Here is a 25,504-nt window from a genome sequence, read left to right on the forward strand (position 1 = left end):
TTTGAATTGCCTAAGTATCCGTTGTTAAATGTCCAACCATCATCACCACACAGCGTTAAATTTAGAATAAGAGAGCGGAATGGCTACCATTAAAGATGTTGCGAAAGAAGCAGGCGTGTCAATTGCGACCACCTCTCGAGTGATCAACAATGCGCCTCACACCAGTGAAACCGCCATTACGGCAGTAAAAGCGGCAATGGAGAAGCTTGGCTATCGCCCAAATGCCAACGCTCGTGCACTGGTCAGCAAGTCTTCAAACGCGATTGGTGTGTTAGTTAATGATGTTTCTGCCCCTTTCTTTGGTTCGATGATCAAAGCCATTGATACCGTGGCAAGTGAACAAGAAAAACAGTTACTGATTGGCAGTGGGTATCATGACGCGACCAAAGAGCGAAATGCAATTAACTTGCTGATCAACAGTCGCTGCGAATCACTCGTGGTTCATAGCAAGGGCATTAGCGACGAGGAATTGGTAAAGCTGGCGAATGAAGTGCCCGGCTTGGTTCTCATCAACCGAATTGTTCCCGACATCGAAAACCGCTGTATTGCTCTCGACAACCGCCGCGGTTCTTACATCGCGACGGAATATTTGATTAAAAACGGTCACAAGCACATCGGTTACATCTGCTCGAGTCACAACATTGAAGATGCTCATGATCGCTTAGCGGGTTATTTGGATGCACTGAAAGACAATGGTATTGAACCTCGTGACGAATACATCGAATACGGCGAGCCTGATGAGTTAGGTGGTGAACAAGCCATGGTTAACCTAATGGCTAAAAACACCGACATCACAGCGATTGCCACTTATAACGATTACATGGCTGCTGGCTGCTTGGCACTGCTGCAAGAAAACGGCATTCGAATTCCAGAAGACATGTCAGTCATTGGGTTTGATGATGGACACATTGCGCGCTTCATTTACCCTAGATTGACGACCATTCGCTACCCAATTCAAGTCATGGCAAATCAAGCGGTTAAATTATCTCTTCAACTCGCAAGCGATGAACCGAAAGAACAATCAGAACATAAGTTGTTTATGCCAATACTGGTGCGCAGAGCTTCGGTTCGAAACATCAGTTAAGAATACTCAGAGCACTAAAAGCGTAGCTTCATAAAACGAACAGTTATTCGGCTTGGTGTTTTCGATTCCTGATACTTTTTACAACAAAGAAAATAGGATTGATTTGATGAGTTATCATTCGGTTAATCTTATTTTTCATTCCCATCAAATACCCACCTATACTTAACCTGATCTATCTTAATCAAACGTTTACTCGTTGATTTTTTCACCAAGTGTCTAAATCCCTAGTGATCCTTGGTTGTTATTAGGTGAGCAAAGCAGGATAATATCGGGATCGGAATCTCAAGAATTAATCCATTATGACCGAATACCTTTTGTTGTTGGTTGGCACAGTGCTAGTCAATAACTTTGTGCTAGTGAAGTTTTTAGGGCTATGTCCTTTCATGGGAGTCTCCAAGAAACTGGAGACTGCGATTGGCATGGGCCTCGCGACGACTTTCGTTCTGACGTTAGCGTCGGTATCTGCATACCTAGTAGAAACCTACATCCTTACCCCTCTGGGTATTGAATACCTGCGTACCATGAGCTTCATCTTGGTTATCGCGGTGGTTGTTCAATTTACGGAAATGGTCGTTCACAAAACCAGCCCGACTCTTTATCGCCTATTGGGTATCTTCCTACCTCTTATCACCACCAACTGCGCGGTATTAGGTGTGGCACTTTTGAACATCAATGAAAACCACAACTTCATCCAGTCGATCATCTATGGTTTTGGCGCGGCTGTGGGTTTCTCTCTTGTTCTGATCCTATTTGCTGCGATGCGTGAGCGTATTGCGGTTGCTGATGTTCCAATGCCATTCAAAGGCGCATCAATTGCGATGATCACAGCAGGCCTAATGTCTCTGGCATTTATGGGCTTTACTGGGTTGGTGAAATAAGCATGAGTACCATTTTAATTGCGATCATTGCGCTAGCCGTTTTAGCCGCTGTTTTTGGCGCTATTTTGGGCTTTGCTTCTATCCGATTTAAAGTAGAAGCTGATCCTATCGTCGATCAAATCGACACCATTTTACCGCAAACTCAATGTGGCCAATGTGGCTACCCAGGTTGTCGCCCATACGCAGAGGCGATCGCTAACGGAGACAAGATCAACAAATGTCCTCCTGGCGGCCAAGCAACCATTGAGAAGCTAGCAGACTTAATGGGCGTAGAAGTTGAAGACTCCGCTCATGACTTAGATAACAAAGTAAAAACCGTTGCTTTCATTCATGAAGATATGTGTATCGGCTGTACCAAGTGTATTCAAGCCTGTCCTGTTGACGCCATTGTTGGTGGAACCAAGGCACTACACACAGTTATCAAAGATGAATGTACAGGTTGTGATCTATGTGTCGCACCGTGCCCAACTGACTGTATCGAAATGATTCCAGTGGCAACAACGACTGAAAATTGGAAATGGCAGATGAACATCATTCCTGTTACGGATATCACTAACCAAGCAACTGATGCGACCGCGTCAGAGCCTAAGGCATAGGGTTAGTATGATCTCTTTAATTGAACAAATTCGCACGGGCTCTATTTGGACCTTCCCAGGCGGCGTGCATCCTGCTGAAAACAAGAAACAGTCCAATACCACTGATATCGTTCATGCAAGGCTTCCAGAAGAAATCGTCCTTCCTGTAAAACAACACATCGGTAAGCCAGGTAACTTATTGGTTGCTGCGGGTGACACCGTGCTAAAAGGCCAACAACTGACAGCCTTGGACACGGGTTTTACGTTACCAGTACACGCACCAACGTCGGGTGTGATTACCGCTATCGAACCAAGAACTACCGCTCACCCTTCGGGCTTAAGCGAAGTCAGTGTGGTTATTAAACCTGACGGTTTAGACACTTGGATTGAAAAACACCCAGTTGAAGACTTTTCGACAAAGACTTCTGACGAACTGCTTGATGTGATTCGCCAAGCTGGTATTTCAGGTATGGGCGGTGCAGGCTTCCCTACCGCGAAAAAGCTTCAGTCAGGCCTTGGCCGTACCGACATTTTGATCGTCAACGCTGCTGAGTGTGAACCTTACATCACCTCTGATGACAAGTTGCTTCAAGAACATGCCGAAGAAGTACTAAAAGGCATCGAAGTGGTTGAACACATTCTTCAACCAAAGCTGACGGTTATCGGCATTGAAGACAACAAGCCAGACGCGATAAAAGCACTTGAGATTGCAGCGAAAGACAAAGACATCGTCATTCGTGTTATCCCAACCAAATACCCTTCAGGTGGTGAGAAACAGCTCATCAAGATCCTCACCAATAAAGAGGTTCCAGCTGGCGGTATTCCTGCGGACATAGGTGTTTTGGTTCAAAACGTCGGCTCTCTTTATTCGATCAAGAGAGCAGTAATCGACGGCGAACCTGTCGTTAACCGCGTCGTGACTTTAACCGGTAAGACCTTTAAGCAACCTCGTAACGTTTGGGCGCTGTTGGGTACGCCAGTACATGAGTTGCTTGAAGAGTTTGGCTACAAAGCCGATAAAAAACTGCCGCGTTTGATTTTGGGCGGCCCTATGATGGGCTTCACCTTGCCACATGCCAATGTGCCAATCACTAAAACGTCGAACTGTATTTTAGCGCCAACGCGTCGTGAGATTTCTCCAAGCACTTACGAAATGGAATGTATTCGATGCAGTGCTTGTGCCGAAGCTTGCCCTGCCTCTCTACTGCCTCAACAGCTGCAATGGCACGCGAAAGCCAATGAGCTGGACAAGTGCGAAGAGCTAAATATTAAAGACTGTATTGAATGTGGTGCTTGTGCGTTTGTGTGCCCAAGTGAAATTCCTCTTGTTCAGTACTATCGCCAAGCGAAAGCTGAAATCAAAACAAGAAAAGACGAAGCGACGGCCGCAGAGCGCGCCAAGGTTCGTTTCGAAGAGAAAAACGCTCGTATGGAGCGTGACAAAGCAGAACGCGAAAACCGCTTCAAGAAAGCCGCGGATAACCGTCGTAAAGACATGAAAGCGGCAGACGGTGACGATGCAATTGCTGCTGCGATTGCTCGTGTTAAAGCACAAAAAGCCGCTGCTGATCAGGCTCCAAATGAAGAGCCAGCAGTGAAGCCTGCGGTTGCAGCTGCAATTGCTAAGGCAAAAGCGAAACAAGCTGCTGCTCAGAAAGCAGACGGTGCTGAACCAGACAACTCTGAAATGTCGAAGCTACGTGAAGAACGTAAGCGTCAAGCTCGAGAACGCAAGGCCCAACAAGCTGCTGCTGACACTCAAACTGAAAGCTCTGGTGATGGCAAGAAAGACGCCGTTGCTGCAGCTATCGCTCGTGCTAAAGCTAAGAAAGCACAGCAAGCGGAATCAACTTCTGAAGCCCCTACTGAAAGCTCTAGTGACGCTAAGAAAGATGCTGTTGCTGCCGCTATTGCTCGCGCTAAAGCGAAGAAGGCTCAGCAAGCGGAATCTGCTGCTGAAGCTCCAGTTGAAAGCTCAGGTGACGCTAAGAAAGATGCTGTTGCTGCCGCTATCGCTCGTGCTAAAGCGAAGAAGGCTCAACAAGCGGAAGCTGCTTCTGAAGTTCCGGCTGAAAGCTCTAGTGATGCTAAGAAAGATGCTGTTGCCGCCGCTATTGCTCGCGCTAAAGCGAAGAAGGCTCAACAAGCGGAAGCTGCTTCTGAAGCTCCAGCTGAAAGCTCTGGTGACGCTAAGAAAGATGCTGTAGCTGCCGCTATTGCTCGCGCTAAAGCGAAGAAAGCACAGCAAGCGAAACAGACTGAAACAGAAGAAACACCTGAACCCGCAATTGAAGTTGAAACTGAAACTCAACAAAAGCCAGTCGATCCTAAAAAAGCAGCCGTTGCTGCCGCTATTGCTCGCGCTAAGGCTAAGAAAGCACAGCAAGCGACACAAGCTGAGACAGTAGAAACTCCTGAGCCAGTACTCGAAGTTGAAGCTGAAACTCAACCAGAAGCTGTCGACCCTAAGAAAGCTGCTGTTGCTGCCGCTATTGCGCGTGCTAAAGCGAAAAAAGCACAGCAAGCGCAACAGGCTGAGACAGAAGAAACCCCTGAACCCACAATTGAAGTTGAAACTGAAACTGAAACTCAACAAGAGCCAGTCGATCCTAAAAAAGCAGCCGTTGCTGCCGCTATTGCTCGTGCTAAAGCAAGAAAAGCACAGCAAGAGCTAGATAAAAAGAACAATGAGGAGAAAGAGTAGTGGCCTTCTTTATCGCCAGCTCACCGCACGCACACAGTCGTAGAAGCACCCCAGATCTAATGAAATGGGTAGCTATTTGTGCATTGCCAGGTCTACTAGCTCAAACCTACTTCTTTGGATGGGGTACCCTCATCCAGTTAGTATTTGCTATTGCACTTGCTGTTATCTTTGAAGCAGCCGTAATGCTGTTTAGAAAACGTCCGCCAGTGATGGCGCTGCGTGATTGCAGTGCTGTTGTAACCGCTTGGCTACTGAGCGTCGCCATTCCTCCACACTCTCCGTGGTGGATCCTCGTCATTGGTATGTTCTTCGCTATTATTATCGCGAAACACTTGTACGGCGGCCTAGGACAGAACCCATTTAACCCTGCGATGGTTGCTTACGTTGTTTTGCTGATTTCCTTCCCAGTTCAAATGACGAGTTGGAATGCACCCGCAAGCCTGACGGCAGAATCAACAAGCTTTATTGACTCATTCTTGATGATATTCACGGGCTTCAATAACGAAGGTTTGTCTCTGCAACAAGCACGCCTTGGTATTGATGGCACCACAATGGCGACGCCACTTGATGCATTCAAAACGGCATTAACGGCAGGTAATACGGCTTCAGAAGCACTATCTCAACCGCAATTCAGCTGGTTAGCTGGCGTAGGCTGGGAGTGGGTAAACCTTGCTTACTTAATCGGCGGTTTAGTGCTGATTAAACAGCGTATTATTCAGTGGTATATCCCAGTAGCTTTCATCGGCAGTCTTACTCTGTTTAGCTTAGTGTTCTTAGTACTGACTCCTGGTGAAACCGCTTCTCCGACCATTCACCTTCTGTCTGGTGCGACTATGCTTGGTGCATTCTTTATTGCAACCGATCCAGTTTCAGCTTCGACGACTGTTAAAGGTCGCTTAGTGTTTGGTGCGCTAATTGGTGCGTTAGTGTTTATTATCCGCAGTTGGGGTGGCTTCCCTGATGGCGTTGCGTTTGCTGTATTGTTAGCCAATATGTGCGTTCCACTGATTGACTACTACACCAAGCCTCGTACATACGGCCACTAAAGGAGCGGACATCATGCTAAATGCTATTAAGAAAAACGGCCTTGTGCTCGCGATTTTTGCCTGTGCATCGACAGGTTTAGTGGCGGTAACCCACTACCTAACAAAAGATCAGATCAAACAGCAAGAACAAGCCCAGCTGTTGTCTGTACTGAACCAAGTGATCCCACACGAGCTTCACGACAACGAACTGTTTTCGTCTTGTACATTGGTTCAAGCAGAAGAGCTTGGTACAGATAAAGCGATGCCCGCTTACATCGCCAAAATCAATGGTGAGCCAAGCGCGATTGCTATCGAGGCAATTGCACCAGACGGTTATAACGGTGCGATTAAGGTGATCGTCGGCATGAAAATCGACGGTACCATTTTAGGCACTCGTGTACTTTCTCATCAAGAAACTCCAGGCTTGGGTGATAAGATTGATCTACGTGTGAGTGATTGGATTCTTTCTTTTGCCGGTAAACAAGTAACGGACTCTAATCTTGACCGTTGGAAGGTTCGTAAAGACGGTGGTGACTTCGATCAGTTTACTGGCGCGACCATTACCCCTAGAGCGGTAGTAAAATCTGTCAAACAAGCGGTCCAATACGTCAACCAAAACAACCAAGCATTGCTTGCTCAACCTCTAAATTGTGGTGGTGAATAATGAGTGATCATAAAACACTAATCAAAAATGGCATGTGGGCCAACAACCCTGCCCTAGTACAACTGCTTGGGTTATGTCCGCTATTGGCTGTCTCTTCAACGGTGACCAACGCACTTGGGCTCGGTATAGCGACTCTACTTGTATTAGTCGGTTCGAATGTTGCTGTTTCTCTTGTTCGTAATCATGTACCAAAAGAGGTACGTATTCCGGTGTTCGTGATGATCATTGCATCGCTGGTAACGTGTGTTCAGCTGCTGATGAATGCTTACGCGTATGGCCTGTATCTATCTCTTGGTATCTTCATCCCGCTGATCGTAACCAACTGTATCATCATTGGTCGAGCAGAAGCCTTCGCTTCTAAAAATGAAGTATTACCTGCCGCTCAAGATGGCTTCTGGATGGGTCTTGGTATGACATCTGTATTGGTGGTATTGGGCGCAATGCGTGAAATCATTGGTAATGGAACCCTATTTGATGGCGCAGATCTGCTACTTGGTGATTGGGCATCAGCCTTAAGAATCGAAATTTTCCAATTTGATAACAGCTTCTTGCTAGCTCTACTTCCACCGGGTGCCTTTATTGGTGTTGGTTTCTTGATTGCGTTGAAAAATATCATCGATCATCAAGCAAAATCGAAACAACCAAAGCCAGAAAAACCTGTTATTGAGCGTGCTCGCGTGACCAACGCTTAACAACAAAATTCAGCTGAGCTGCTCAACCGCTCGGCAGAAAATAGATATAACAAATACACATAACAATGACGCTCATAAGAGCGCGTAACCGATGATACGGCCTGAACTTTCGAGTTTATTGAATACCAACTCCAGAGTTCGCCCTAACTATTTGAAAGTAATGTCGCTATGAACAATGTAAAACGAGTACAAATACTTGAGCGTTTGAGGGAAAACAATCCAAAGCCAGAGACTGAGCTAAATTGGAGTAGCCCTTTCGAACTTCTGATTGCGGTACTATTATCTGCCCAAGCAACGGACGTCAGCGTGAACAAGGCCACAGATAAGCTTTACCCTGTTGCCAATACTCCACAAGCGATTTTTGACCTAGGTGTCGATGGTCTGAAAGAGTACATCAAGACTATCGGTCTGTTTAATTCGAAAGCTGAAAACACCATTAAGACATGTCGTATGCTGCTTGATCTTCACAATGGTGAAGTACCAGAAGATCGCGCTGCACTGGAAGCCCTGCCTGGTGTTGGCCGTAAAACTGCCAACGTAGTATTGAACACCGCTTTCGGCTGGCCAACTATTGCCGTTGATACTCACATCTACCGTGTATCGAATCGCACTAAGTTCGCCATGGGTAAGACAGTCGATGATGTCGAAGCCAAGCTACTTAAAGTGGTTCCAAAAGAGTTCAAGCTGGATGTCCACCACTGGCTTATTCTTCATGGTCGCTACACTTGTGTCGCGCGTAAACCTCGCTGTGGCAGCTGTATTATTGAAGATCTGTGTGAGTTCAAAGAGAAAACCGACGTCTAAGTTCATAAACCAGGACCACAAGCCTATTGGCTAAACAGTGTCGCAATTGTCTGGCGGCACAAAACAGAATCACAAAAACGTAAACATAGTTAAAGCTAGGAGCAAATCATGTCAAACGGTCGTATTTTACACACCATGCTACGCGTAGGTGATCTAGATAAGTCTATCGAGTTCTACACAAACGTAATGGGCATGCAGCTATTACGTAAGAACGAAAACAAAGAGTACGAATACACGCTAGCTTTCGTTGGCTTTGGTGACGAGTCGCAAGGTGCAGTGATTGAGCTAACATACAACTGGGGTACGACTGAATACAACCTTGGTTCTGCTTTCGGCCACGTAGCTATCGGTGTTGATGATATCTACACAACGTGTGACGCAATTAAAGCAGCAGGCGGTAACGTGACTCGTGAACCAGGCCCAGTAAAAGGCGGTTCTACACACATCGCATTCGTTAAAGATCCTGACGGCTACATGATTGAACTGATTCAAAACAAACAAGCAAGCGCTGGTCTAGAAGGTTAATTCCTAAATACCTTTGCGAGATTAGGCTAGAACGCCTGATGAAATGAATAGAGAAGCGAGCACTATGCTCGCTTCTTTTTTATCACTCCCCCCACAATCGATATTCTTTACCAATAATTATTAACAATCTCACTGATGAAACTTTACTTGATAATGATTATCACTTAAATTATCACCCCTATTGATTAGTGAGGTAATACAATGATTAGCGAATGGGAAAAACACACGTTACTCGCCGACACGGCATTGCAACTCGACGATCCTGTACGAAGTATTCTTCATTATCAGCAGGCACTGAACCTAAGTGAGGAGATCACTGAGCGTACAGATATAGAGGCTGATGAGCGGTTACTGATCTCGGTGATATCTTGTCATAACCTTGCGCAATTCTGGCGCTGGGCGGGTGATACCGAGTATGAACTTAAATATCTTCAATTAGCTTCAGAGAAAGTACTGACTCTAATCCCTCAGTGTCCTAATACACAATGTGCTAGCTTTATTGATTCTATTGGCTGTTGTAAAAAAGCACTTATCGATTTCATGAAACGCCATCCAAACCCTAAAATTGCCTCTATGGTGGAAAAAATCGATACCGCGACTAACTGCGAAATGATCGCTCGCTTCCGCCTCAACTAAGCAAATCCGTCTACAGGCACATATCGAGTTGATTTAGCTAGATTTCAGACACAAAAAGCCCGTCTTAGTGACGGGCTTTTTCATTTAAGGCCTTTCGCTACCAGCTTAGACTTGTGTTCTACCTAGGGAGATAACCACACGTCGGTTCTTATCTTTACCAATTGGCGAGCTATTATCAGCAATTGGACGACGCTTACCATAACCTTGCACTTGAATGCGGTCTTCCGGCAAACCAAGAGATTTAAAGTACTCTCTTAGAGACTCAGCTCTTCGTTCTGACAGGTTTTGGCTAATGCCTTTGCTGTCTGCCGAATCGGTGTAGGTCGCGACTAAAACGAGGTCAATGTCTTGGTTGTAACGAACGTACTCGGCAATCTGACTAAGCCTTTTACGTGACGATTTGTTTAGCTGATCGCTATTACGGTCGTAATGCAAAATAGTGAATGAGATATCTTCGAAGCTGTACGGTAACAAGTTCGCGATACAGTCACTGAACACATTGTATTTCTCTTGGAACAACACTGACGATAACGCCACTTCGATACGCTGATCTCTGCTCTGCCACTCTTGGTAACTAAAGGTTGGGTAGCGCCCTTTCTCTAACTCACTCAAGATACCCCAAGCCGTTTGCCCGCCAACGTAACCATCAAATTGCTGGAAGAACTTGATGGTTGTCATGCGATCGGCACTCTCGCCCGGGCGCCAAGGTGGTGGCATAGAGATCAAGCTAACATTACGAGTCGCACCCATCGGGCGGCGCATTTTCAGTTCAAAATCTAAAATGATTTTTTTACTCGCTCGAGATGAGAACTCAGCATCACCGAAATTAGGGATAGGATGCACTAAGCGACATTCTAGTGGCGTGTTAGCCACCATCTCCCATGTCGACTGTTGAGGAGATGCTCCGTAACGCTTTTCTTGTGCCATCACTGATGACGACATAAGGAGCGAAAATAGCATTGAACCTGTTATGAGTTGTTTCTTCATAAAGTGGAGTATCTCTTAAGCAATTCGTTTAACAATGCAGCCAATTGCCGCCTATTTCTGTTGAGTTTAAATATGCAATTATCAAGCCGAAACGCACTTGGTAATTTGTGATTTATTGCCCTTTCCTAGTTTTTATCACTGCTATTATCTGCAATAATGCAGCCTTAATCACACTTATTTGGGCTAACATGATTGTAGAAAACGAAGCTCTGACCCTAAAAAAACGCTTCCGTGGCTATTTTCCAGTGGTCATCGACGTGGAAACCGCAGGGTTTAACGCAGAAACCGATGCATTATTAGAAATCTGTGCCATTACATTAAAAATGGATGAAAACGGAGATCTGCACCCAGCATCAACGCTTCATTTTCACATTGAGCCTTTTGAAGGCGCAAATATAGAGCAGGCAGCATTAGACTTTAACGGAATTAAAGACCCATTTAGCCCATTACGCGGCGCAGTGTCTGAACAAGAAGCCCTTAAAGAAATCTACAAGCTAGTGAGAAAAGAACAAAAAGCTTCAGATTGCAGCCGTGCAATCATGGTCGCTCACAATGCTACATTCGATTTAAACTTCGTCAATGCGGCAAGTGAGCGCTGTAAGCTTAAACGCGTCCCTTTCCATCCATTTGCTACTTTTGACACTGCAGCTCTTAGTGGTCTTGCCTACGGTCAAACCGTTTTGGCTAAAGCTTGCCGCACTGCAGGGATGGATTTTGACAACAAAGAAGCACACTCTGCTTTGTATGATACGCAAAAAACCGCTGAGTTATTTTGCGGCATAGTAAACAAATGGAAAGCCCTTGGTGGTTGGCCGCTTGTTGACGAAGAATAAAAATAGAATCGGTAAACGTATTGTCGTATTACCTTTAATAAAGAACACAACATCCCGAGAATAATATGAATCCTGTTGTAATTTCAGTTTGCATCATGCTTGTTTTAGCTTTGATGCGCGTAAACGTAGTCGTTGCTCTGACGTTCAGTGCAATTATCGGTGGCGTAGCCTCTGGTATGAGCTTGAACGATGCAGTCGCGGCTTTCGAAAGTGGATTAGGCGGCGGTGCAACTATCGCACTTAGCTATGCCATGCTTGGTACATTCGCTGTTGCTATCTCACGTTCTGGTATCACAGACCTACTTGCTCAAAGCGTCATTAAACGCATTCACGGCAGAGAGAACAGCACGGCATCGACTGGTCTTAAATACGGCATCCTAGCGTCTTTGATCCTAGTGACAATGTCATCGCAAAACGTGATTCCGGTACATATTGCCTTCATCCCAATTTTAATCCCACCTCTATTAGGCGTATTCGCAAAAATGAACCTAGACCGTCGTCTGGTTGCATGTGTGCTTACTTTTGGTCTGATTACGCCATACATGGTATTACCAATCGGTTTTGGTGGCATCTTCCTAAACAACATCCTACTTAAGAACCTTCACGACAACGGTCTTGAAAGTGTAGTGGCGAGCCAAGTTCCAATGGCAATGCTACTACCAGCTGCAGGTATGATCTTCGGCCTTCTAACGGCAGTGTTCTTCACTTACCGTAAGCCTCGCCAATACAAAGAAACGTCTCACACGGTTGTTTCAACTGAAGCGAAGCAGATCAACAAGAAGCACATCCTAGTAGCAGCGGCTGGTATTGTTGCAGCACTAACGGTTCAGTTATCGACTGGTTCAATGATCATCGGTGCACTTGCTGGTTTCATGGTCTTCACTTTCGGTGGCGTAATTGCTTGGAAAGAGACACAAGATGTCTTCACCAAGGGCGTACACATGATGGCAATGATCGGTTTCATCATGATTGCCGCGGCAGGTTTCGCAGCAGTAATGAAGCAAACTGGTGGCGTTGAATCTTTGGTTGAAGCACTTTCAACAAGCATCGGTGACAACAAACCTCTAGCTGCACTACTTATGCTAGTGGTTGGTCTATTGGTAACTATGGGTATCGGTTCTTCGTTCTCTACGATTCCAATCCTTGCAACTATCTACGTTCCACTAGCGGCAGCATTTGGTTTCTCTCCAATGGCAACTATTGCTCTAGTTGGTACAGCAGCAGCGCTTGGTGATGCTGGTTCTCCGGCTTCTGACTCAACGTTAGGTCCAACATCTGGTCTTAATGCTGATGGTCAACACGAGCACGTATGGGAAACCGTTGTACCGACGTTCCTACACTACAACATCCCACTGATCGTATTCGGTTGGATTGCAGCTATGGTTCTGTAGCTTATAGCTGGGTTCTATAGTCAGAATCAATGTTCAAAATTTAAAAAGACCGCCTAGTGCGGTCTTTTTTGTATCCGAGATTTCTCCGACAGGTTACCTCGTGAATCCACATACCTCGGATAAAAGAAAAGGCTTACTCTTACGAGCAAGCCTTTGAAGTAGTTTGAATAATACGATTCAGTATCGTCAATTAAGCGCTAGGAGCGCTCTTTACTAGAACTTCTCTAATCGACTTAAGTGTCGTTTCTGATGAGTGGTAATCCAAGTCAACTTCAGTAAAGATACCGTCAACTTCAAGCATTAGAGTTGGGTAAGAATGCACACCCATCGCATGTTTGAAGCTCAATTGGTCTTCTAGCTCTCCCTCAAGTAGCTTACCTGCAAGATCGTTCTCGAATTGCTGCACATTCATGCCTAGCTCTTCAGCCAATTGCTTATGTGTCTCTTCGCTGTGCGGCAGCATTGCACGCAAGTAGTATGCGTGTTGAATCGCTTCAAGCATCTGCTCGTAGTGGTCTTGGAAACCCGCAGCAATAACAGCACGACACGCAGGGTAAGTGCTTCGTACCGGTTGGCACTCAGTCCAAAATTCATGGTTGAACTCTGTTCCTAATTTGGCTTCGATCTGCTTCCAGATAGCTTGCAACTTGCCTTTCATCTCTTCTGACATTGGTTCATCAGAATCTGGAGCCAAGCCACCCACTACATAGTTAAACTCAATGCTCGCAGGCAGTTGTTGTTTTAGTAACTCCAGTGTTGGCTTGTATCCCCAGCACCAGCTGCACATTGGATCATGTACATAATGAAGTTTTACGTTCATTGTTCGTTCCTTATCGAGTCGACTCTCAATCAATTCCAACAAAAAAGGAGCCTAATTAAGGCCCCTCATTTTACTGTTCAGCGAAAAGGCTAGAACTTACTCAGCGTCATCGCCAGCAACTTTCGCTGCTGCTTCTTTGATGATTGGCTGAAGTTCGCCTTTTTGGAACATCTCAAGAATGATGTCACAACCACCGATTAGCTCACCTTCAACCCAAAGCTGTGGGAAAGTTGGCCATTGTGCGTAAGCTGGTAGCTCTGCACGGATATCAGGGTTTTGTAGAATATCTACGTAAGCAAATTTTTCGCCACATGCCATTAGAGCTTGAGACGCTTGAGAAGAGAAACCACAGCTAGGTAGCTTAGGAGAACCTTTCATGTACAGTAGAATAGTGTTTTCTTCAATTTGCTGTTTGATTTTATCGATAGTTTCCATTGCTTCCTCGTTAATGGATTACGGCTTTTATTGCCTTTATTCTACCCCAAACCAAAAGAATAAAAACCATATAAAAAAAATGGTTAACAAGCTAGACTAACAATTCACATAAAAGTGATGAAATATGCTTTTAATAAAGTAAAAACTTGCTAAACTAGAAACCAAGTCAGCAAATTGACCATGGTTGGCAGCATAGCGAGCCATGAATAATAATATCACTGGAAGCAATCGAAAGAGTTAACTCTTTCATATCAATGGAGAATTGAGCAATGGCATTTGAACTACCAGCTCTTCCTTACGCGAAAGACGCGCTAGAACCACACATCTCAGCAGAAACGCTAGATTTCCACCACGGTAAGCACCACAACACTTACGTTGTTAAGCTAAACGGTCTTATCCCAGGTACTGAGTTTGAAGGCAAAACACTAGAAGAGATCATCAAGACTTCTACTGGTGGTGTTTTCAATAACGCTGCTCAAATCTGGAACCACACGTTCTACTGGCACTGTCTAGCTCCTCAATCAGGCGGCGAACCAACTGGCGCTGTTGCAGAAGCTATCAACGCTGCATTCGGTTCTTTCGAAGAATTCAAAGCAAAATTCACTGATTCAGCAATCAACAACTTCGGTTCTTCTTGGACTTGGTTAGTTAAGAAAGCTGACGGTTCTCTAGACATCGTTAACACTTCTAACGCTGCTACTCCTCTAACAGAAGAAGGTGTTACTCCACTTCTAACTGTTGACCTATGGGAACACGCTTACTACATCGATTTCCGTAATGTTCGTCCTGACTACATGGCTGCATTCTGGAACCTAGTAAACTGGTCTTTCGTAGAAGAGAACCTAGCTAAGTAATCTATTACTTAAGCTACGCTATTTTTAGCGAGTTATCTATTAAAAGCTCATGCCTAGGCGTGAGCTTTTTTGTATCTGCAGCATGAGTAACTCGAATATAAAGCCGCTAACTCAGTATTTTTCAGGATCACTTACCCACCCTAAATAAATTCCCTACTTACCTGTAATTAAAGACTAAAGTTTGCCGACTCTATGCCGTTAAAGGTGTATCAAATGAGAGGCATCATGCAAGTACATACTTTAGATAAAGCAGGAATCATCAACGAACTGAAGTTCGGCATCGGGATCAGCCAAGCGGTTGAGCAAGGTCGCCGTGCAGATTTCGCGTTGCTGTTATCTATGTTTTCGAATGATGTTCGAGATTGCACGCCCATCGACACCATTGAAGTTACAGAGACAACGGAAGATCGCCTACGTAAACAGTTTGGTGTAGCCGAACCACAACAACTGCGTTCAAACAAATCGTCTTATGAGATTTCAGCACAACAGTCTAATCACTTTCACCAATCAAGCTTGGTGAGCGCTAAACTCTGCCATTACTTAAAACCTGAAGCTCTGGCATTTATGCCTGAAGACACTGGTGACTTGCCTGAAGAGGTTTATCAAAACCTTTCAGGTCACGACCGTCGTAAGCTAGCCAACAAAAACCACCCAGATCTTCCGTCAGCGACGCTTTACAATGAGTTATCTACTGCTCAGCGTAAATATCAAATTCAGGCTCAAGTATAGCTTCAGTCTCACTTTATCTCTGTATCTCTATCTGCTTTGTTCAATTCGCGCTATTCGAATGATTCACGAGAGTTATATGAACCACCAGCCTTAGGCACCCTTCAATCAACACATGTCGATTACTACTTGAAGTTACTACAAAATGTGACGTTCCACTAAGTTCATAAAAAGTTATCAATTCACATACCTTAGTTTGAACCAATTCACACCCATTGTATGAATTTTGACCCATCCTTACCCGACACGGACGATTTGCTTAGGTACTGGGATGGAAATAAAAAGCTCAATCATATTGGTAACATCTGCTGGCTCGCGCCTAGGAGGGACGATAGCGAACCACTTTGTAAACCTTGGGGCCACCGTCATTCTCTGCGATAACGACACGGAAGCCCTTCAATCAGCCTATTTACAATGCGCCCGATTCTCTGACTCTGTTTACCATTACCCGCTTGAGAGCAACGACAGCCAAGCGATTCTGAACGTGTTCGATTTCATCCAAACCACCTTCAATACCACACCCGACGTATTGGTGAATAATTGGGTGAGTTCTCCAATGCCTAGTCTAATCGGCGATCAGCCGGTTGGTGGCTTTATCAACGACCTATCCAATATGGCATCCACCCTCTTCGCCTTTGGTCAAATCAGTGCCGAAAGGTTACGTGCAGAGGACAAAGAAGGAGTGATAGTGAATGTCATATCGCACGATGACTTTCATGATGTGTCAGGCTTAGAGAGTGCCAACTCTATGATTACCGGTTTTACCCACAGTTGGGCCAAAGAGTTAACTCCATTTAACATCCGTGTTGGGGGGGTCGTTCCCGCTATTCACAATGCCGATGGAAAGTTAAACCGTTGCCACTGGGCCCAGCTTCAAGACGAGCTCACCAGAACTGCCGAGTACATCATATCTAACGATTACTTTAGCGGTCGCGTGGTTGCGGCCGAAGTTTAAATCCCTAAACAGTCAGTACCAGTTTAAAACAAAGATCAAAAAAAAGCCCCAGTCTCTCGACTGGGGCTTTAATCTTTTCCCGATAGATAAGTATCGTGCTAGCGAAAACTTATCTCATAACTAACGTCTTACTTATGCGTTAGCTTTTTCTTTTTTAGCTTTTGGCGCTGCTTTCGCTTCAGCTGGTTTTTGGTCAGCTTTCTTAAGGATAACTGTAGTACCTTCGAAAGTTTCACCTTCAACAAATGCTTTACCGTAGTAAGACGCTAGTAGCACTTCTTTCAGCTCAGTGATTAGAGGGTAACGTGGGTTAGCACCTGTACACTGGTCATCGAACGCTTCTACAGCTAGCTCTTCTAGCTTAGCGATGAAGTCTGCTTCAGATACACCTGCCGCTTGGATAGACGTTGGGATATCTAGGTTCAGTTTCAACTCTTCTAGCCATGCTAGTAGACGTTCAATCTTCTGAGCAGTACGGTCATCTTCTTGGCTTAGGCCTAGGTGGTCAGCTACTTCAGCGTAACGACGACGTGCTTGTGGGCGGTCGTATTGAGAGAACGCAGTTTGCTTAGTTGGGTTATCGTTCGCGTTGTAACGTACAACGTTAGAGATTAGTAGTGCGTTCGCCAAACCGTGTGGTAGGTGGAACTCAGCACCAATCTTGTGCGCCATAGAGTGACAAACACCTAGGAATGCGTTCGCGAATGCTACACCAGCGATAGTTGCTGCGTTGTGTACTTTCTCACGAGCGATTGGGTCGTTTGCACCATTCGCGTAGCTTGATGGTAGGTACTCTTTAAGCATCTTAAGTGCTTGTAGAGCTTGACCATCAGAGTATTCGTTAGCAAGAACAGATACGTAAGCTTCTAGAGCGTGAGTTACTGCATCGTAACCACCGAATGCTGTTAGAGACTTAGGCATGTTCATTACTAGGTTAGCATCAACGATAGCCATGTTTGGCGTGATTTCGTAGTCAGCTAGTGGGTACTTAGCACCAGTCTTGTCGTCAGTAACAACCGCGAATGGAGTAACTTCTGAACCCGTACCTGAAGTTGTAGTGATACATACAAGCTCAGCTTTCTTACCCATTTTAGGGAACTTGTAGATACGTTTACGGATATCCATAAAGCGCATTGCTAGTTCTTCGAAGTGAGTTTCTGGGTGCTCGTACATAACCCACATGATCTTCGCAGCATCCATTGGTGAACCACCACCTAGAGCTAGGATTACGTCAGGTTGGAAGCTCTTCATTGCTTCAGCGCCTTTCTCAACAACAGATAGTGTTGGATCCGCTTCTACGTCGAAGAAAGTTTGAACTTCAATGCCTTGTGCTTTAAGCAGGCTAACTACGTCATCAGCGTAACCGTTGTTGAATAGGAAACGGTCAGTTACTAGGAATGCGCGTTTCTTACCTTCTAGGTCGCTCATTGCGATTGGAAGGCTACCACGACGGAAGTAGATAGACTTAGGTAGTTTGTGCCACAACATGTTTTCAGCTCGCTTCGCTACAGTTTTCTTGTTGATAAGGTGCTTAGGACCTACGTTCTCAGAGATAGAGTTACCACCCCATGAACCACAACCTAGAGTTAGAGAAGGTGCAACGTTGAAGTTGTACAGGTCACCGATACCACCATGAGTAGTCGGGATGTTGATTAGGATACGAGCAGTCTTCATCTTGTCACCGAAGTAACGGATGCGGTCTGCGTTTGTATCTTGGTTAGTGTAAAGACCAGATGTGTGACCGATACCACCGATTTCAACCATAGTTACCGCTTGAGCAACAGCGTCTTCGAAGTCGTCTGCACGGAATAGACCTAGAGTTGGAGACAGTTTCTCATGAGCGAACTCGTCATCGTAAGAAACTTTACCAAGACCTTCACCTACAAGTACTTTTGTATCAGCAGGAACTTTAACACCAGCCATTTCAGCGATTGCTGGAGCAGGTTGACCTACGATTTTAGCGTTTAGGTTACCGTCGATAAGAAGTACTTTACGTACTTTGTCAGCGTCAGCTTTAGATAGAACGTGAGCTTTGTGAGAAGCGAAACGCTCTTTAACTTCTTCATATACATCGCTAACAACGATTGCAGCTTGCTCAGAAGCACATACAACACCGTTATCGAATGTTTTAGACATTAGGATAGATGCTACAGCACGTTTGATGTCAGCTGTTTCATCGATAACTACAGGCACGTTACCAGCACCAACACCGATTGCAGGCTTACCAGAAGAGTATGCTGCTTTAACCATGCCTGGACCACCAGTTGCAAGGATAAGTGCGATACCGTCGTGCTTCATAAGCGCGTTAGAAAGCTCTACAGATGGTTGGTCGATCCAACCGATGATGTCTTTTGGAGCACCCGCTGCTACCGCTGCGTCTAGAACCAGTTTCGCTGCGTCGTTAGTAGAGTTCTTTGCACGTGGGTGTGGCGAGAAGATGATGCCGTTACGTGTTTTAAGAGAGATTAGAGATTTGAAGATTGCTGTAGAAGTTGGGTTCGTTGTTGGAACGATACCACAGATGATACCTACAGGCTCAGCGATAGTCATTGTGCCTAGGTTGTCATCTTCTTCTAGGACGCCACATGTTTTTTCGTCTTTGTATTTGTTGTAGATAAATTCAGAAGCAAAGTGGTTCTTGATAACTTTATCTTCAACAATACCCATTCCAGATTCAGCAACTGCTTGTTGTGCTAGTGGGATACGAGCGTGGTTCGCTGCCAGAGAAGCTGCGCGGAAGATAGCATCAACTTTCTCTTGAGAGAATGTTGCAAACTCTTCTTGTGCTGCTTTAACGCGAGCTACTAGAGCATCAAGTTCCGCTAAGTTAGTTACAGGCATGGTGGATCTCCTAAAATAATAAATATTAAAAACTTTTTATTAAATTCGCTGCTTGCCTTAAACCCTTTAAAACAGCGTTCTTAGTAAATTGCTTTCAGGGCTGAGTATATTATTTCAGTGTGTGAAAAAAATTGACCCAGATCAGTTACCCAAAAAGAATTACCCAATTAGTGGTAAGGCAATCGCAAAAATAACCATAAACTAATGATTTATATGAATTTAAATCACACTTTACTATCGAGCAAAAAACAAGCAGTCAGATAATTATTTTCTACTTCGTGTCATAAACTGTAAAAAAGTTTCATTTTTAATCAGTTCACTTACATGTATACGGCTAAAACTGTGCTACTGAGAGTATATCCATACCGTTGCAACGAGCTAGAAACTGTCATAATTTTTATTAAAAGCGTGCGTGAGATAACATTACGTTCAAATTAAGTTACAACACGAAACACGAGAAGACACCTTGTAACAATGATATTACAGACATGACACTCAATTAGTTTTTCTAAAAAACAGCCCCCTTTTCAGGTTAGTTTTTTTCATTCGCTCTCATTGAATTTGTCCCTTACATTACGCACTCTGACCGAGGTCAGATCAAACCCACTTTCCTACTTTACGTTACTTGGAGATCGCTCCCATGCAAGGTTTAGAACTCGCAATCTTTATGCAATTCTTCCTTGGGCTTGTTGCAGCCGTAAACCCAATCGGCATCATGCCTGTGTTTGTTTCTCTTACTGCTCATATGCCGCCAGAAGAGAGAAACAGGACAGCCTTTCAGGCCAATATTGCCGTTGCTGTTATCTTGATTGTGTCGCTAGTTGCGGGTCAGTTGCTCCTCGACATGTTTAGCATTTCATTAGATTCATTCCGTGTTGCGGGTGGACTGCTGTTACTGAGCATCGCGTTTTCGATGATGAGCGGTAAGTTAGGTGAAGATAAGCAGAATAAGCAGGAAAAATCTGAGTACATCAGTAAAGAACAAATAGGTGTTGTTCCTTTAGCTATGCCTTTAATGGCGGGTCCAGGTGCAATCAGTTCGACCATTGTCTATGGATCGCGTTACCCAGCGGCAATCGATACTATCGGTATTGGTATCAGCATTATCGCATTCGCAACTTGCTCTTGGCTTCTGTTCCGTTCAGCGCCTGTTATCGTACGCTTTTTAGGTCAAACCGGGATTAACGTTATCACCCGTATCATGGGCTTGATTCTTGGTGCACTTGGCATCGAGTTCATTGCGAATGGCTTGCGTAACCTATTCCCGGGATTAGCATAACCACAAACAGCACATAGTTACTTAACTGCGGCTATTTAATGTGGAACACATCTGAGGCGAGTAAAGCAATTTGGCTTTCACTCGCCTCGTTATTATGAAGCTTGTATAATGACGGTTAACGCATTTAATAGAAGACGAACCTCCCCTTATGTCACGCAAGCCACTCAAGCATCATTTGTACGTTATCATTTTTGGTACCCATACACCTGCCGGACGTGCGTTTGATATATCACTGATCATTGCAATCTTGGCTTCGCTTCTGGTTCTTATTCTAGAGTCCATTCCAAATGTAATGACAGAGTGGTCTCAAGAACTTCGTTACATCGAGTACACTTTCACCGCCCTATTCACTATCGAATATCTATTAAGGCTCTATTGTTCTCCAAAACCGAAATCTTACGCCACCAGCTTTTATGGGATTGTTGATCTGTTAGCGATTCTACCTACTTACCTAGCGATCTTCTTCCCAGGAGCTTCGTTTATGGGCGTTGTGAGATTGCTGCGTGTCATGCGTATCTTCCGAATTCTGAAGTTGGTTCGCTATCTACAAGATTCAAATATCCTGTTGCGTTCGCTATTGATGGCAAGACGAAAGATTCTGATCTTCTTTAGTACAGTCGGCATCTTAGTCGTTATCTTTGGCGCTTTGATATTTGTGATTGAAGGGCCAGAAAACGGATTCACCAGTATTCCCCACAGTATCTACTGGGCAATCGTCACCATCACCACCGTTGGCTACGGGGATATGGTGCCGCAAACAGCGATTGGTAAGGCTATCGCATCTCTCACAATGTTACTGGGTTACTCTATCCTTGCGGTACCTACTGGGATCATCACCGCCGAGCTAAGTAGTGAAATGAACTCTCACAAGGAGTTAGTCAAATGTCCGAACTGCAACCGTTCAGGACACGACCCTGACGCCATCTACTGTAAGCACTGTGCCAGTGAACTAGCTGACCCTGACAAACGTGTCGTGACTGAAGAGAGCTAAGAGCAGATAAGGGATTCGAGTAGCGAGATGCGAAAGGATATAAGAGTAGATACGAGATTCGAGTGGCGAGATGCGAAGGGATTTAAGAGCAGTTTCGAGAACCGGATAATGAGATATTAAGGGACTAGAAAGGGTGGCGTTTACCGTCACCCTTTTTGTTGTTGGTTCACTGAGCAAAAGCTAGATTCCCGACTACGCTCCTCCGTCGCTATCGGGAATGACGCAATTTAAATTAGAAGAAAAACGTCATCCTCAAGAGTGAGGAACGAATTGGGGAGCTCTTCCTTGTCCCATTCCAACAAGAAGAGTTAAGTGAAGTTACGAGTGAAATTAATCAACCTTCCGCGATCAAAAAAGCCGATGTATTAACACCGGCTTTTGTCTCTCACGAAGCTAAGCATTCACAAACAGTGGCGCCTGCTTTAACTTTTGAATAGAAAGAGCTTTCGATTACGCTTTCTCAGCTAGGATGATACGCAGAGTACGACGTAGTGGTTCTGCAGCACCCCAAAGCAGTTGGTCACCAACCGTGAAGGCATTTAGGAAGTCGTTACCCATAGACATCTTACGTAGACGGCCTACTGGTACAGACATAGTGCCTGTTACTTTAGCTGGAGTCAGTTCTTGCGCCGTAATGTCACGGTCGTTAGGAATCACTTTAACCCAATCGTTGTGAGTTGCGATGATCTCTTCAATCTCATCCATTGGGACGTCTTGCTTAAGCTTGATCGTTAGTGCTTGAGCGTGACAACGCATTGCGCCGATACGTACACAAGTACCATCAATTGGAATAGGCTGACCATCTAGGCCAAGAATCTTGTTCGCTTCAACGCCCGCTTTCCACTCTTCTTTACTCTGACCATTTTCACGCTTCACATCGATCCAAGGAATCAATGAACCCGCCAGCGGGGCACCAAACTGATCTGTTGGGAATGACGATGAACGAATGGTATCAGCAACTTTCTTATCAATATCAAGAATCGAACTTGCAGGATTTGCTAACTCAGAGCTCACGCTATCGTTAATCACACCCATTTGCGAGATAAGCTCACGCATGTTCTTAGCACCCGCGCCAGAAGCCGCCTGGTAAGTCATGGCACTCATCCATTCAACCATGCCCTTCTCATATAGGCCGCCCAGTGCCATAAGCATTAAGCTCACTGTACAGTTACCGCCAACAAAAGTATTAGTACCGCTATGAATGCCCTGCTGGATTTGAGCCAAGTTAACAGGATCAAGAGTGATGATTGAATCAGCATCCATACGTAAAGTTGAAGCGGCATCAATCCAGTAACCTTTCCAACCCGCTTGACGTAGCGCTGGGTAAACTTTTGATGTGTAATCGCCACCTTGACAAGTAATAACCGCATCAAGCTGCTTTAAGCTATCAATATCAAAAGCATCTTGAAGTAGACCCGCATCTTTACCACCTAGCACAGGGGCAGGAATACCAATCTGAGATGTACTGTAATAAACAGGCTCAATCAGGTCGAAATCTTTCTCTTCAACCATACGTTGCATCAGTACAGAACCGACCATACCGCGCCAACCAACTAGACCTACTCTCATCTCTCACTCTCCATGTATAAATTAAAAATTGCTCTCCCCCATCTATAAGTTTTTCAGAAACAGAACTCAAGCGCTTTTTGTCAAAAAGTGTAACTTTTTCGTTTCTTTTAAGTGAACGCGATGAATCGCAAAGTTATCTCAATACAGAGATTCGGCCTCCACTCTATTGATAGAAACGCCAACCCCGTTAAATTCAGCTATTTATGGCGCTAAATCTAACAATCAAACCCCGATCACAAACAGTAATTACCTCTATTAAATCATGGTTAATTGGCATTTTATTTCACAAAACGGAAACAACGTGCAACAGAATTAAACATGTAACAATCATGAATTTAACAAAAATTTAGATTATGAAACCATAACATGTCCGATATGCAGTCAAATATCACAACTTAGACGTATTTTTTCGATATAATAATCTAATTACTGTAGTGTCCATTTCGTACCCCACAATATAATGAAGCACTATAAATGCTCGAAATCACAAGAGGCTTTTATGAAGCAGAGTAAAACTCGCCTACCGAACCTGATGCAGGTATTCATCGCGTTAGGACTATTTCTATCCCTTGCTTTTTCCTTTACAGCAAAGCTTGACCTTCCAATCCAACTTGCCTTGTACATTGGTTGGTTCATTATCATGGTGCTTGGTATTCGTCTTGGACACCAATACAAAGACTTAGAAAAAGCAGCACTAAAAGGAATATCTAACGGTTTAGGCGCAGTTTTAATACTTTTAGCCGTTGGCGCTCTTGTTGGTACTTGGATCTCTGGCGGGATCGTACCGACCATCATTTACTATGGTCTAAAAGCTATCCACCCTTCTATCTTCCTTTTGGCGACCATGATCATCTGTTCTCTAACAGCGTTGGCTACTGGTACCTCTTGGGGTGCTGCTGGTACAGCGGGTATTGCGATGATGGGCATTGGTCAAGGTCTAGGTGTCCCAGCGCCAATTACTGCAGGTGCAGTACTGTCAGGTTGTTACTTCGGCGACAAGATGTCTCCACTTTCTGATTCAGTAATCTTGGCTTCTTCTATGTCTAACGTAGAAGTGGTTGAACATATCAAAGGCATGCTGCCTGTAGCATTAATCAGCTACGTTATTACTGGCATCATGTTTACCGCGTTTGGCTTCCACTACGCCGGTAACGTTGACATGAGCCAAGTAGAATCTGTTATCAAAGCGATGGAAGTTCAGTTCTACATCACGCCATATTCATTTGTTCCAGTACTGATCGTATTAGGCCTACTAGCTTTCCGTATGCCTTCATTCCCGGTAATCAGCTTTGGTTCTCTGCTAGGTATTATTTGGGCAGTTATGATTCAAGAGATCGACTTCCTAACAGCATTCAACACTGCATGGGCACCATTCTCTATCTCATCTGGCGTGGACTTCATTGACTCAATCCTAAACCGCGGTGGCATGTCTTCAATGCTGGGTTCGGTTGCGGTTATCGTATTTGGTTTAGGCTTTGGTGGCTTGCTAGATAAAGTCGGCGTGCTAGAGACAATTGCGAAGGTATTCGAACGCCGTGTAAACAGCGCAGGTTCGCTAGCAACTAGCACAATCGGTACGGCTTTCATGGGTAACGTGTTTGGCTCTGCAATGTACGTATCACTGATCCTGACACCAAAAATCTGTGCTAAGAACTACGACCGTCTAGGTTACAAGCGTAAGAACTTATCTCGTAACGCTGAGTTCGGTGGTACTTTGACATCAGGTATGGTGCCTTGGAGTGACAACGGTATCTACATGGCGAGTATTCTAGGCGTTGCGACGCTGTCGTACGCACCATTCATGTGGCTAAGCTTCATCTGTATCATCGTGACTATCGTGACCTCTTACATGGGTTGGTTCGTTGATAAATGTGAGCCAACAACACCAGCCGTTGAAGCAGAAGAAGCGGCAGAGCTGACTAAGCAACAAGCCTAGTCTCCATCACTCTAAGCCAGAGAGCGTAAGTACAAAACCTCAATGGCATAGATAAAAAAAGGTTCATCGCGGATTAGCGGGAACTAAAAACAAAAACGGTAGTAAGTGATATGGTTTAGTCGCCAAACAAAAATCATACACAAACTACCGTTTTCATGCCGAATCATACTTTCCTATCTTCATTCTGGGAAGGCTTTAAAATAGTAAAGTCTCACCAGACAGCATCACTTATTACACTGACTCTTAAACCTAACTCTGAGGCTAAATGCCTTTGCGGTCTTGAAGCCGAGGCTATCCATG

The 25,504-nt window shown here is 44.8% G+C and carries 23 protein-coding genes; 18 read left to right on the forward strand and 5 right to left on the reverse strand.

Annotation, left to right across the window (positions count from 1 at the left end; translation table 11 throughout):
* The first annotated feature begins 79 nt into the window (after nucleotides 1-79).
* From L1D55_RS19420 to L1D55_RS19465, 10 genes are all read left to right on the forward strand, one after another.
* Nucleotides 80-1,084, forward strand: a complete 1,005-nt coding sequence (locus L1D55_RS19420; RefSeq protein ID WP_239918513.1) for a substrate-binding domain-containing protein — start codon at nucleotides 80-82, stop codon at nucleotides 1,082-1,084.
* A gap of 299 nt (nucleotides 1,085-1,383) precedes the next feature.
* Nucleotides 1,384-1,962 (forward strand): electron transport complex subunit RsxA, encoded by a 579-nt coding sequence (rsxA, locus tag L1D55_RS19425; RefSeq protein WP_004734039.1) that lies wholly within the window; start codon nucleotides 1,384-1,386, stop codon nucleotides 1,960-1,962.
* A gap of 2 nt (nucleotides 1,963-1,964) precedes the next feature.
* The gene (gene rsxB, locus L1D55_RS19430) at nucleotides 1,965-2,558 is read left to right on the forward strand and encodes an electron transport complex subunit RsxB (RefSeq protein WP_004734040.1); all 594 of its coding nucleotides are present in this window, start codon (nucleotides 1,965-1,967) and stop codon (nucleotides 2,556-2,558) included.
* 7 nt (nucleotides 2,559-2,565) lie between these two features.
* Complete coding sequence (gene rsxC / locus L1D55_RS19435; protein WP_239918514.1) at nucleotides 2,566-5,241, forward strand: electron transport complex subunit RsxC; 2,676 nt, start codon at nucleotides 2,566-2,568, stop codon at nucleotides 5,239-5,241.
* Nucleotides 5,241-6,287 (forward strand): electron transport complex subunit RsxD, encoded by a 1,047-nt coding sequence (rsxD, locus tag L1D55_RS19440; RefSeq protein WP_239918515.1) that lies wholly within the window; start codon nucleotides 5,241-5,243, stop codon nucleotides 6,285-6,287. The genes rsxC and rsxD overlap by 1 nt, the downstream gene beginning before the upstream one ends.
* Nucleotides 6,288-6,300: 13 nt before the next feature.
* Nucleotides 6,301-6,930, forward strand: a complete 630-nt coding sequence (gene rsxG, locus L1D55_RS19445) for an electron transport complex subunit RsxG (protein WP_239918516.1) — start codon at nucleotides 6,301-6,303, stop codon at nucleotides 6,928-6,930.
* Nucleotides 6,930-7,622: an electron transport complex subunit E gene (locus L1D55_RS19450; RefSeq protein ID WP_004741694.1), complete on the forward strand. Its 693-nt coding sequence runs from the start codon at nucleotides 6,930-6,932 to the stop codon at nucleotides 7,620-7,622. The genes rsxG and L1D55_RS19450 overlap by 1 nt, the downstream gene beginning before the upstream one ends.
* A gap of 168 nt (nucleotides 7,623-7,790) precedes the next feature.
* Nucleotides 7,791-8,426: an endonuclease III gene (gene nth / locus L1D55_RS19455; protein ID WP_004741695.1), complete on the forward strand. Its 636-nt coding sequence runs from the start codon at nucleotides 7,791-7,793 to the stop codon at nucleotides 8,424-8,426.
* Nucleotides 8,427-8,534: 108 nt separating this feature from the next.
* On the forward strand, nucleotides 8,535-8,951 hold the full coding sequence (gloA, locus tag L1D55_RS19460; protein ID WP_239918517.1) for a lactoylglutathione lyase: 417 nt from the start codon (nucleotides 8,535-8,537) through the stop codon (nucleotides 8,949-8,951).
* Between the two features lie 201 nt (nucleotides 8,952-9,152).
* Nucleotides 9,153-9,587 carry a DUF2753 domain-containing protein gene (locus tag L1D55_RS19465; RefSeq protein WP_004741697.1) on the forward strand — a complete coding sequence of 145 codons (435 nt, stop codon included), beginning with the start codon at nucleotides 9,153-9,155 and terminating at the stop codon, nucleotides 9,585-9,587.
* 105 nt (nucleotides 9,588-9,692) lie between these two features.
* On the opposite strand, the gene L1D55_RS19470 is transcribed toward L1D55_RS19465, so the two are convergent.
* Nucleotides 9,693-10,574 (reverse strand): OmpA family protein, encoded by an 882-nt coding sequence (locus L1D55_RS19470; RefSeq protein ID WP_128159882.1) that lies wholly within the window; start codon nucleotides 10,572-10,574, stop codon nucleotides 9,693-9,695.
* A 188-nt stretch (nucleotides 10,575-10,762) separates the two neighbouring features.
* Between L1D55_RS19470 and rnt the strand changes: the two genes are divergently transcribed.
* Together rnt and L1D55_RS19480 are read left to right on the forward strand one after the other, a co-directional pair.
* The gene (rnt, locus tag L1D55_RS19475; RefSeq protein ID WP_004741699.1) at nucleotides 10,763-11,407 is read left to right on the forward strand and encodes a ribonuclease T; all 645 of its coding nucleotides are present in this window, start codon (nucleotides 10,763-10,765) and stop codon (nucleotides 11,405-11,407) included.
* A gap of 65 nt (nucleotides 11,408-11,472) precedes the next feature.
* Nucleotides 11,473-12,798: a Na+/H+ antiporter family protein gene (locus tag L1D55_RS19480; protein WP_239918518.1), complete on the forward strand. Its 1,326-nt coding sequence runs from the start codon at nucleotides 11,473-11,475 to the stop codon at nucleotides 12,796-12,798.
* A 190-nt stretch (nucleotides 12,799-12,988) separates the two neighbouring features.
* On the opposite strand, the gene L1D55_RS19485 is transcribed toward L1D55_RS19480, so the two are convergent.
* A complete protein-coding gene (locus L1D55_RS19485; protein WP_239918519.1) occupies nucleotides 12,989-13,618 on the reverse strand; it encodes a DsbA family protein in 630 nt (209 codons plus the stop codon).
* 96 nt (nucleotides 13,619-13,714) lie between these two features.
* Complete coding sequence (locus tag L1D55_RS19490; RefSeq protein ID WP_004741702.1) at nucleotides 13,715-14,053, reverse strand: Grx4 family monothiol glutaredoxin; 339 nt, start codon at nucleotides 14,051-14,053, stop codon at nucleotides 13,715-13,717.
* 269 nt (nucleotides 14,054-14,322) lie between these two features.
* Between L1D55_RS19490 and sodB the strand changes: the two genes are divergently transcribed.
* The 3 genes from sodB (at nucleotide 14,323) to L1D55_RS19505 (ending at nucleotide 16,588) form a co-directional block, all read left to right on the forward strand.
* On the forward strand, nucleotides 14,323-14,907 hold the full coding sequence (gene sodB / locus L1D55_RS19495; protein WP_239918520.1) for a superoxide dismutase [Fe]: 585 nt from the start codon (nucleotides 14,323-14,325) through the stop codon (nucleotides 14,905-14,907).
* A gap of 225 nt (nucleotides 14,908-15,132) precedes the next feature.
* Entirely contained in the window at nucleotides 15,133-15,636 is a 504-nt protein-coding gene (locus L1D55_RS19500) for a VC2046/SO_2500 family protein (protein WP_275665340.1), read from the forward strand.
* 268 nt (nucleotides 15,637-15,904) lie between these two features.
* The gene (locus tag L1D55_RS19505) at nucleotides 15,905-16,588 is read left to right on the forward strand and encodes an SDR family oxidoreductase (RefSeq protein ID WP_239918522.1); all 684 of its coding nucleotides are present in this window, start codon (nucleotides 15,905-15,907) and stop codon (nucleotides 16,586-16,588) included.
* Between the two features lie 132 nt (nucleotides 16,589-16,720).
* Here L1D55_RS19505 and adhE read toward each other — a convergent pair whose 3' ends face one another.
* Nucleotides 16,721-19,429, reverse strand: coding sequence for a bifunctional acetaldehyde-CoA/alcohol dehydrogenase (gene adhE / locus L1D55_RS19510; protein ID WP_239918523.1), 2,709 nt, complete (start codon nucleotides 19,427-19,429; stop codon nucleotides 16,721-16,723).
* Between the two features lie 640 nt (nucleotides 19,430-20,069).
* Between adhE and L1D55_RS19515 the strand changes: the two genes are divergently transcribed.
* Together L1D55_RS19515 and L1D55_RS19520 are read left to right on the forward strand one after the other, a co-directional pair.
* Complete coding sequence (locus L1D55_RS19515) at nucleotides 20,070-20,708, forward strand: YchE family NAAT transporter (RefSeq protein ID WP_004740682.1); 639 nt, start codon at nucleotides 20,070-20,072, stop codon at nucleotides 20,706-20,708.
* 148 nt (nucleotides 20,709-20,856) lie between these two features.
* Nucleotides 20,857-21,699, forward strand: coding sequence for an ion transporter (locus L1D55_RS19520; RefSeq protein WP_171366575.1), 843 nt, complete (start codon nucleotides 20,857-20,859; stop codon nucleotides 21,697-21,699).
* 450 nt (nucleotides 21,700-22,149) lie between these two features.
* Here L1D55_RS19520 and asd read toward each other — a convergent pair whose 3' ends face one another.
* Nucleotides 22,150-23,268 (reverse strand): aspartate-semialdehyde dehydrogenase, encoded by a 1,119-nt coding sequence (asd, locus tag L1D55_RS19525; RefSeq protein ID WP_008223285.1) that lies wholly within the window; start codon nucleotides 23,266-23,268, stop codon nucleotides 22,150-22,152.
* Nucleotides 23,269-23,767: 499 nt separating this feature from the next.
* Between asd and nhaC the strand changes: the two genes are divergently transcribed.
* A complete protein-coding gene (nhaC, locus tag L1D55_RS19530; RefSeq protein ID WP_239918524.1) occupies nucleotides 23,768-25,204 on the forward strand; it encodes a Na+/H+ antiporter NhaC in 1,437 nt (478 codons plus the stop codon).
* The last annotated feature ends 300 nt before the right edge of the window (nucleotides 25,205-25,504 follow it).

Source organism: Vibrio sp. Isolate22 (assembly GCF_022398115.1).
Lineage (GTDB): Bacteria > Pseudomonadota > Gammaproteobacteria > Enterobacterales > Vibrionaceae > Vibrio.

What these genes read in the sequence shown, in the direction of transcription:
- L1D55_RS19450 (WP_004741694.1), top strand. Translation starts at nt 6,930, where the DNA reads ATGAGTGATCATAAAACACTAATCAAAAATGGCATGTGGGCCAACAAC.
- L1D55_RS19515 (WP_004740682.1), top strand. Translation starts at nt 20,070, where the DNA reads ATGCAAGGTTTAGAACTCGCAATCTTTATGCAATTCTTCCTTGGGCTT.
- rsxA (WP_004734039.1), top strand. Translation starts at nt 1,384, where the DNA reads ATGACCGAATACCTTTTGTTGTTGGTTGGCACAGTGCTAGTCAATAAC.
- L1D55_RS19505 (WP_239918522.1), top strand. Translation starts at nt 15,905, where the DNA reads ATGGAAATAAAAAGCTCAATCATATTGGTAACATCTGCTGGCTCGCGC.
- nhaC (WP_239918524.1), top strand. Translation starts at nt 23,768, where the DNA reads ATGAAGCAGAGTAAAACTCGCCTACCGAACCTGATGCAGGTATTCATC.
- L1D55_RS19520 (WP_171366575.1), top strand. Translation starts at nt 20,857, where the DNA reads ATGTCACGCAAGCCACTCAAGCATCATTTGTACGTTATCATTTTTGGT.
- sodB (WP_239918520.1), top strand. Translation starts at nt 14,323, where the DNA reads ATGGCATTTGAACTACCAGCTCTTCCTTACGCGAAAGACGCGCTAGAA.
- gloA (WP_239918517.1), top strand. Translation starts at nt 8,535, where the DNA reads ATGTCAAACGGTCGTATTTTACACACCATGCTACGCGTAGGTGATCTA.
- rnt (WP_004741699.1), top strand. Translation starts at nt 10,763, where the DNA reads ATGATTGTAGAAAACGAAGCTCTGACCCTAAAAAAACGCTTCCGTGGC.
- rsxG (WP_239918516.1), top strand. Translation starts at nt 6,301, where the DNA reads ATGCTAAATGCTATTAAGAAAAACGGCCTTGTGCTCGCGATTTTTGCC.
- L1D55_RS19490 (WP_004741702.1), bottom strand. Translation starts at nt 14,053, where the DNA reads ATGGAAACTATCGATAAAATCAAACAGCAAATTGAAGAAAACACTATT.
- asd (WP_008223285.1), bottom strand. Translation starts at nt 23,268, where the DNA reads ATGAGAGTAGGTCTAGTTGGTTGGCGCGGTATGGTCGGTTCTGTACTG.
- rsxC (WP_239918514.1), top strand. Translation starts at nt 2,566, where the DNA reads ATGATCTCTTTAATTGAACAAATTCGCACGGGCTCTATTTGGACCTTC.
- L1D55_RS19420 (WP_239918513.1), top strand. Translation starts at nt 80, where the DNA reads ATGGCTACCATTAAAGATGTTGCGAAAGAAGCAGGCGTGTCAATTGCG.
- L1D55_RS19485 (WP_239918519.1), bottom strand. Translation starts at nt 13,618, where the DNA reads ATGAACGTAAAACTTCATTATGTACATGATCCAATGTGCAGCTGGTGC.
- L1D55_RS19480 (WP_239918518.1), top strand. Translation starts at nt 11,473, where the DNA reads ATGAATCCTGTTGTAATTTCAGTTTGCATCATGCTTGTTTTAGCTTTG.
- adhE (WP_239918523.1), bottom strand. Translation starts at nt 19,429, where the DNA reads ATGCCTGTAACTAACTTAGCGGAACTTGATGCTCTAGTAGCTCGCGTT.
- L1D55_RS19470 (WP_128159882.1), bottom strand. Translation starts at nt 10,574, where the DNA reads ATGAAGAAACAACTCATAACAGGTTCAATGCTATTTTCGCTCCTTATG.
- L1D55_RS19500 (WP_275665340.1), top strand. Translation starts at nt 15,133, where the DNA reads ATGCAAGTACATACTTTAGATAAAGCAGGAATCATCAACGAACTGAAG.
- nth (WP_004741695.1), top strand. Translation starts at nt 7,791, where the DNA reads ATGAACAATGTAAAACGAGTACAAATACTTGAGCGTTTGAGGGAAAAC.
- L1D55_RS19465 (WP_004741697.1), top strand. Translation starts at nt 9,153, where the DNA reads ATGATTAGCGAATGGGAAAAACACACGTTACTCGCCGACACGGCATTG.
- rsxB (WP_004734040.1), top strand. Translation starts at nt 1,965, where the DNA reads ATGAGTACCATTTTAATTGCGATCATTGCGCTAGCCGTTTTAGCCGCT.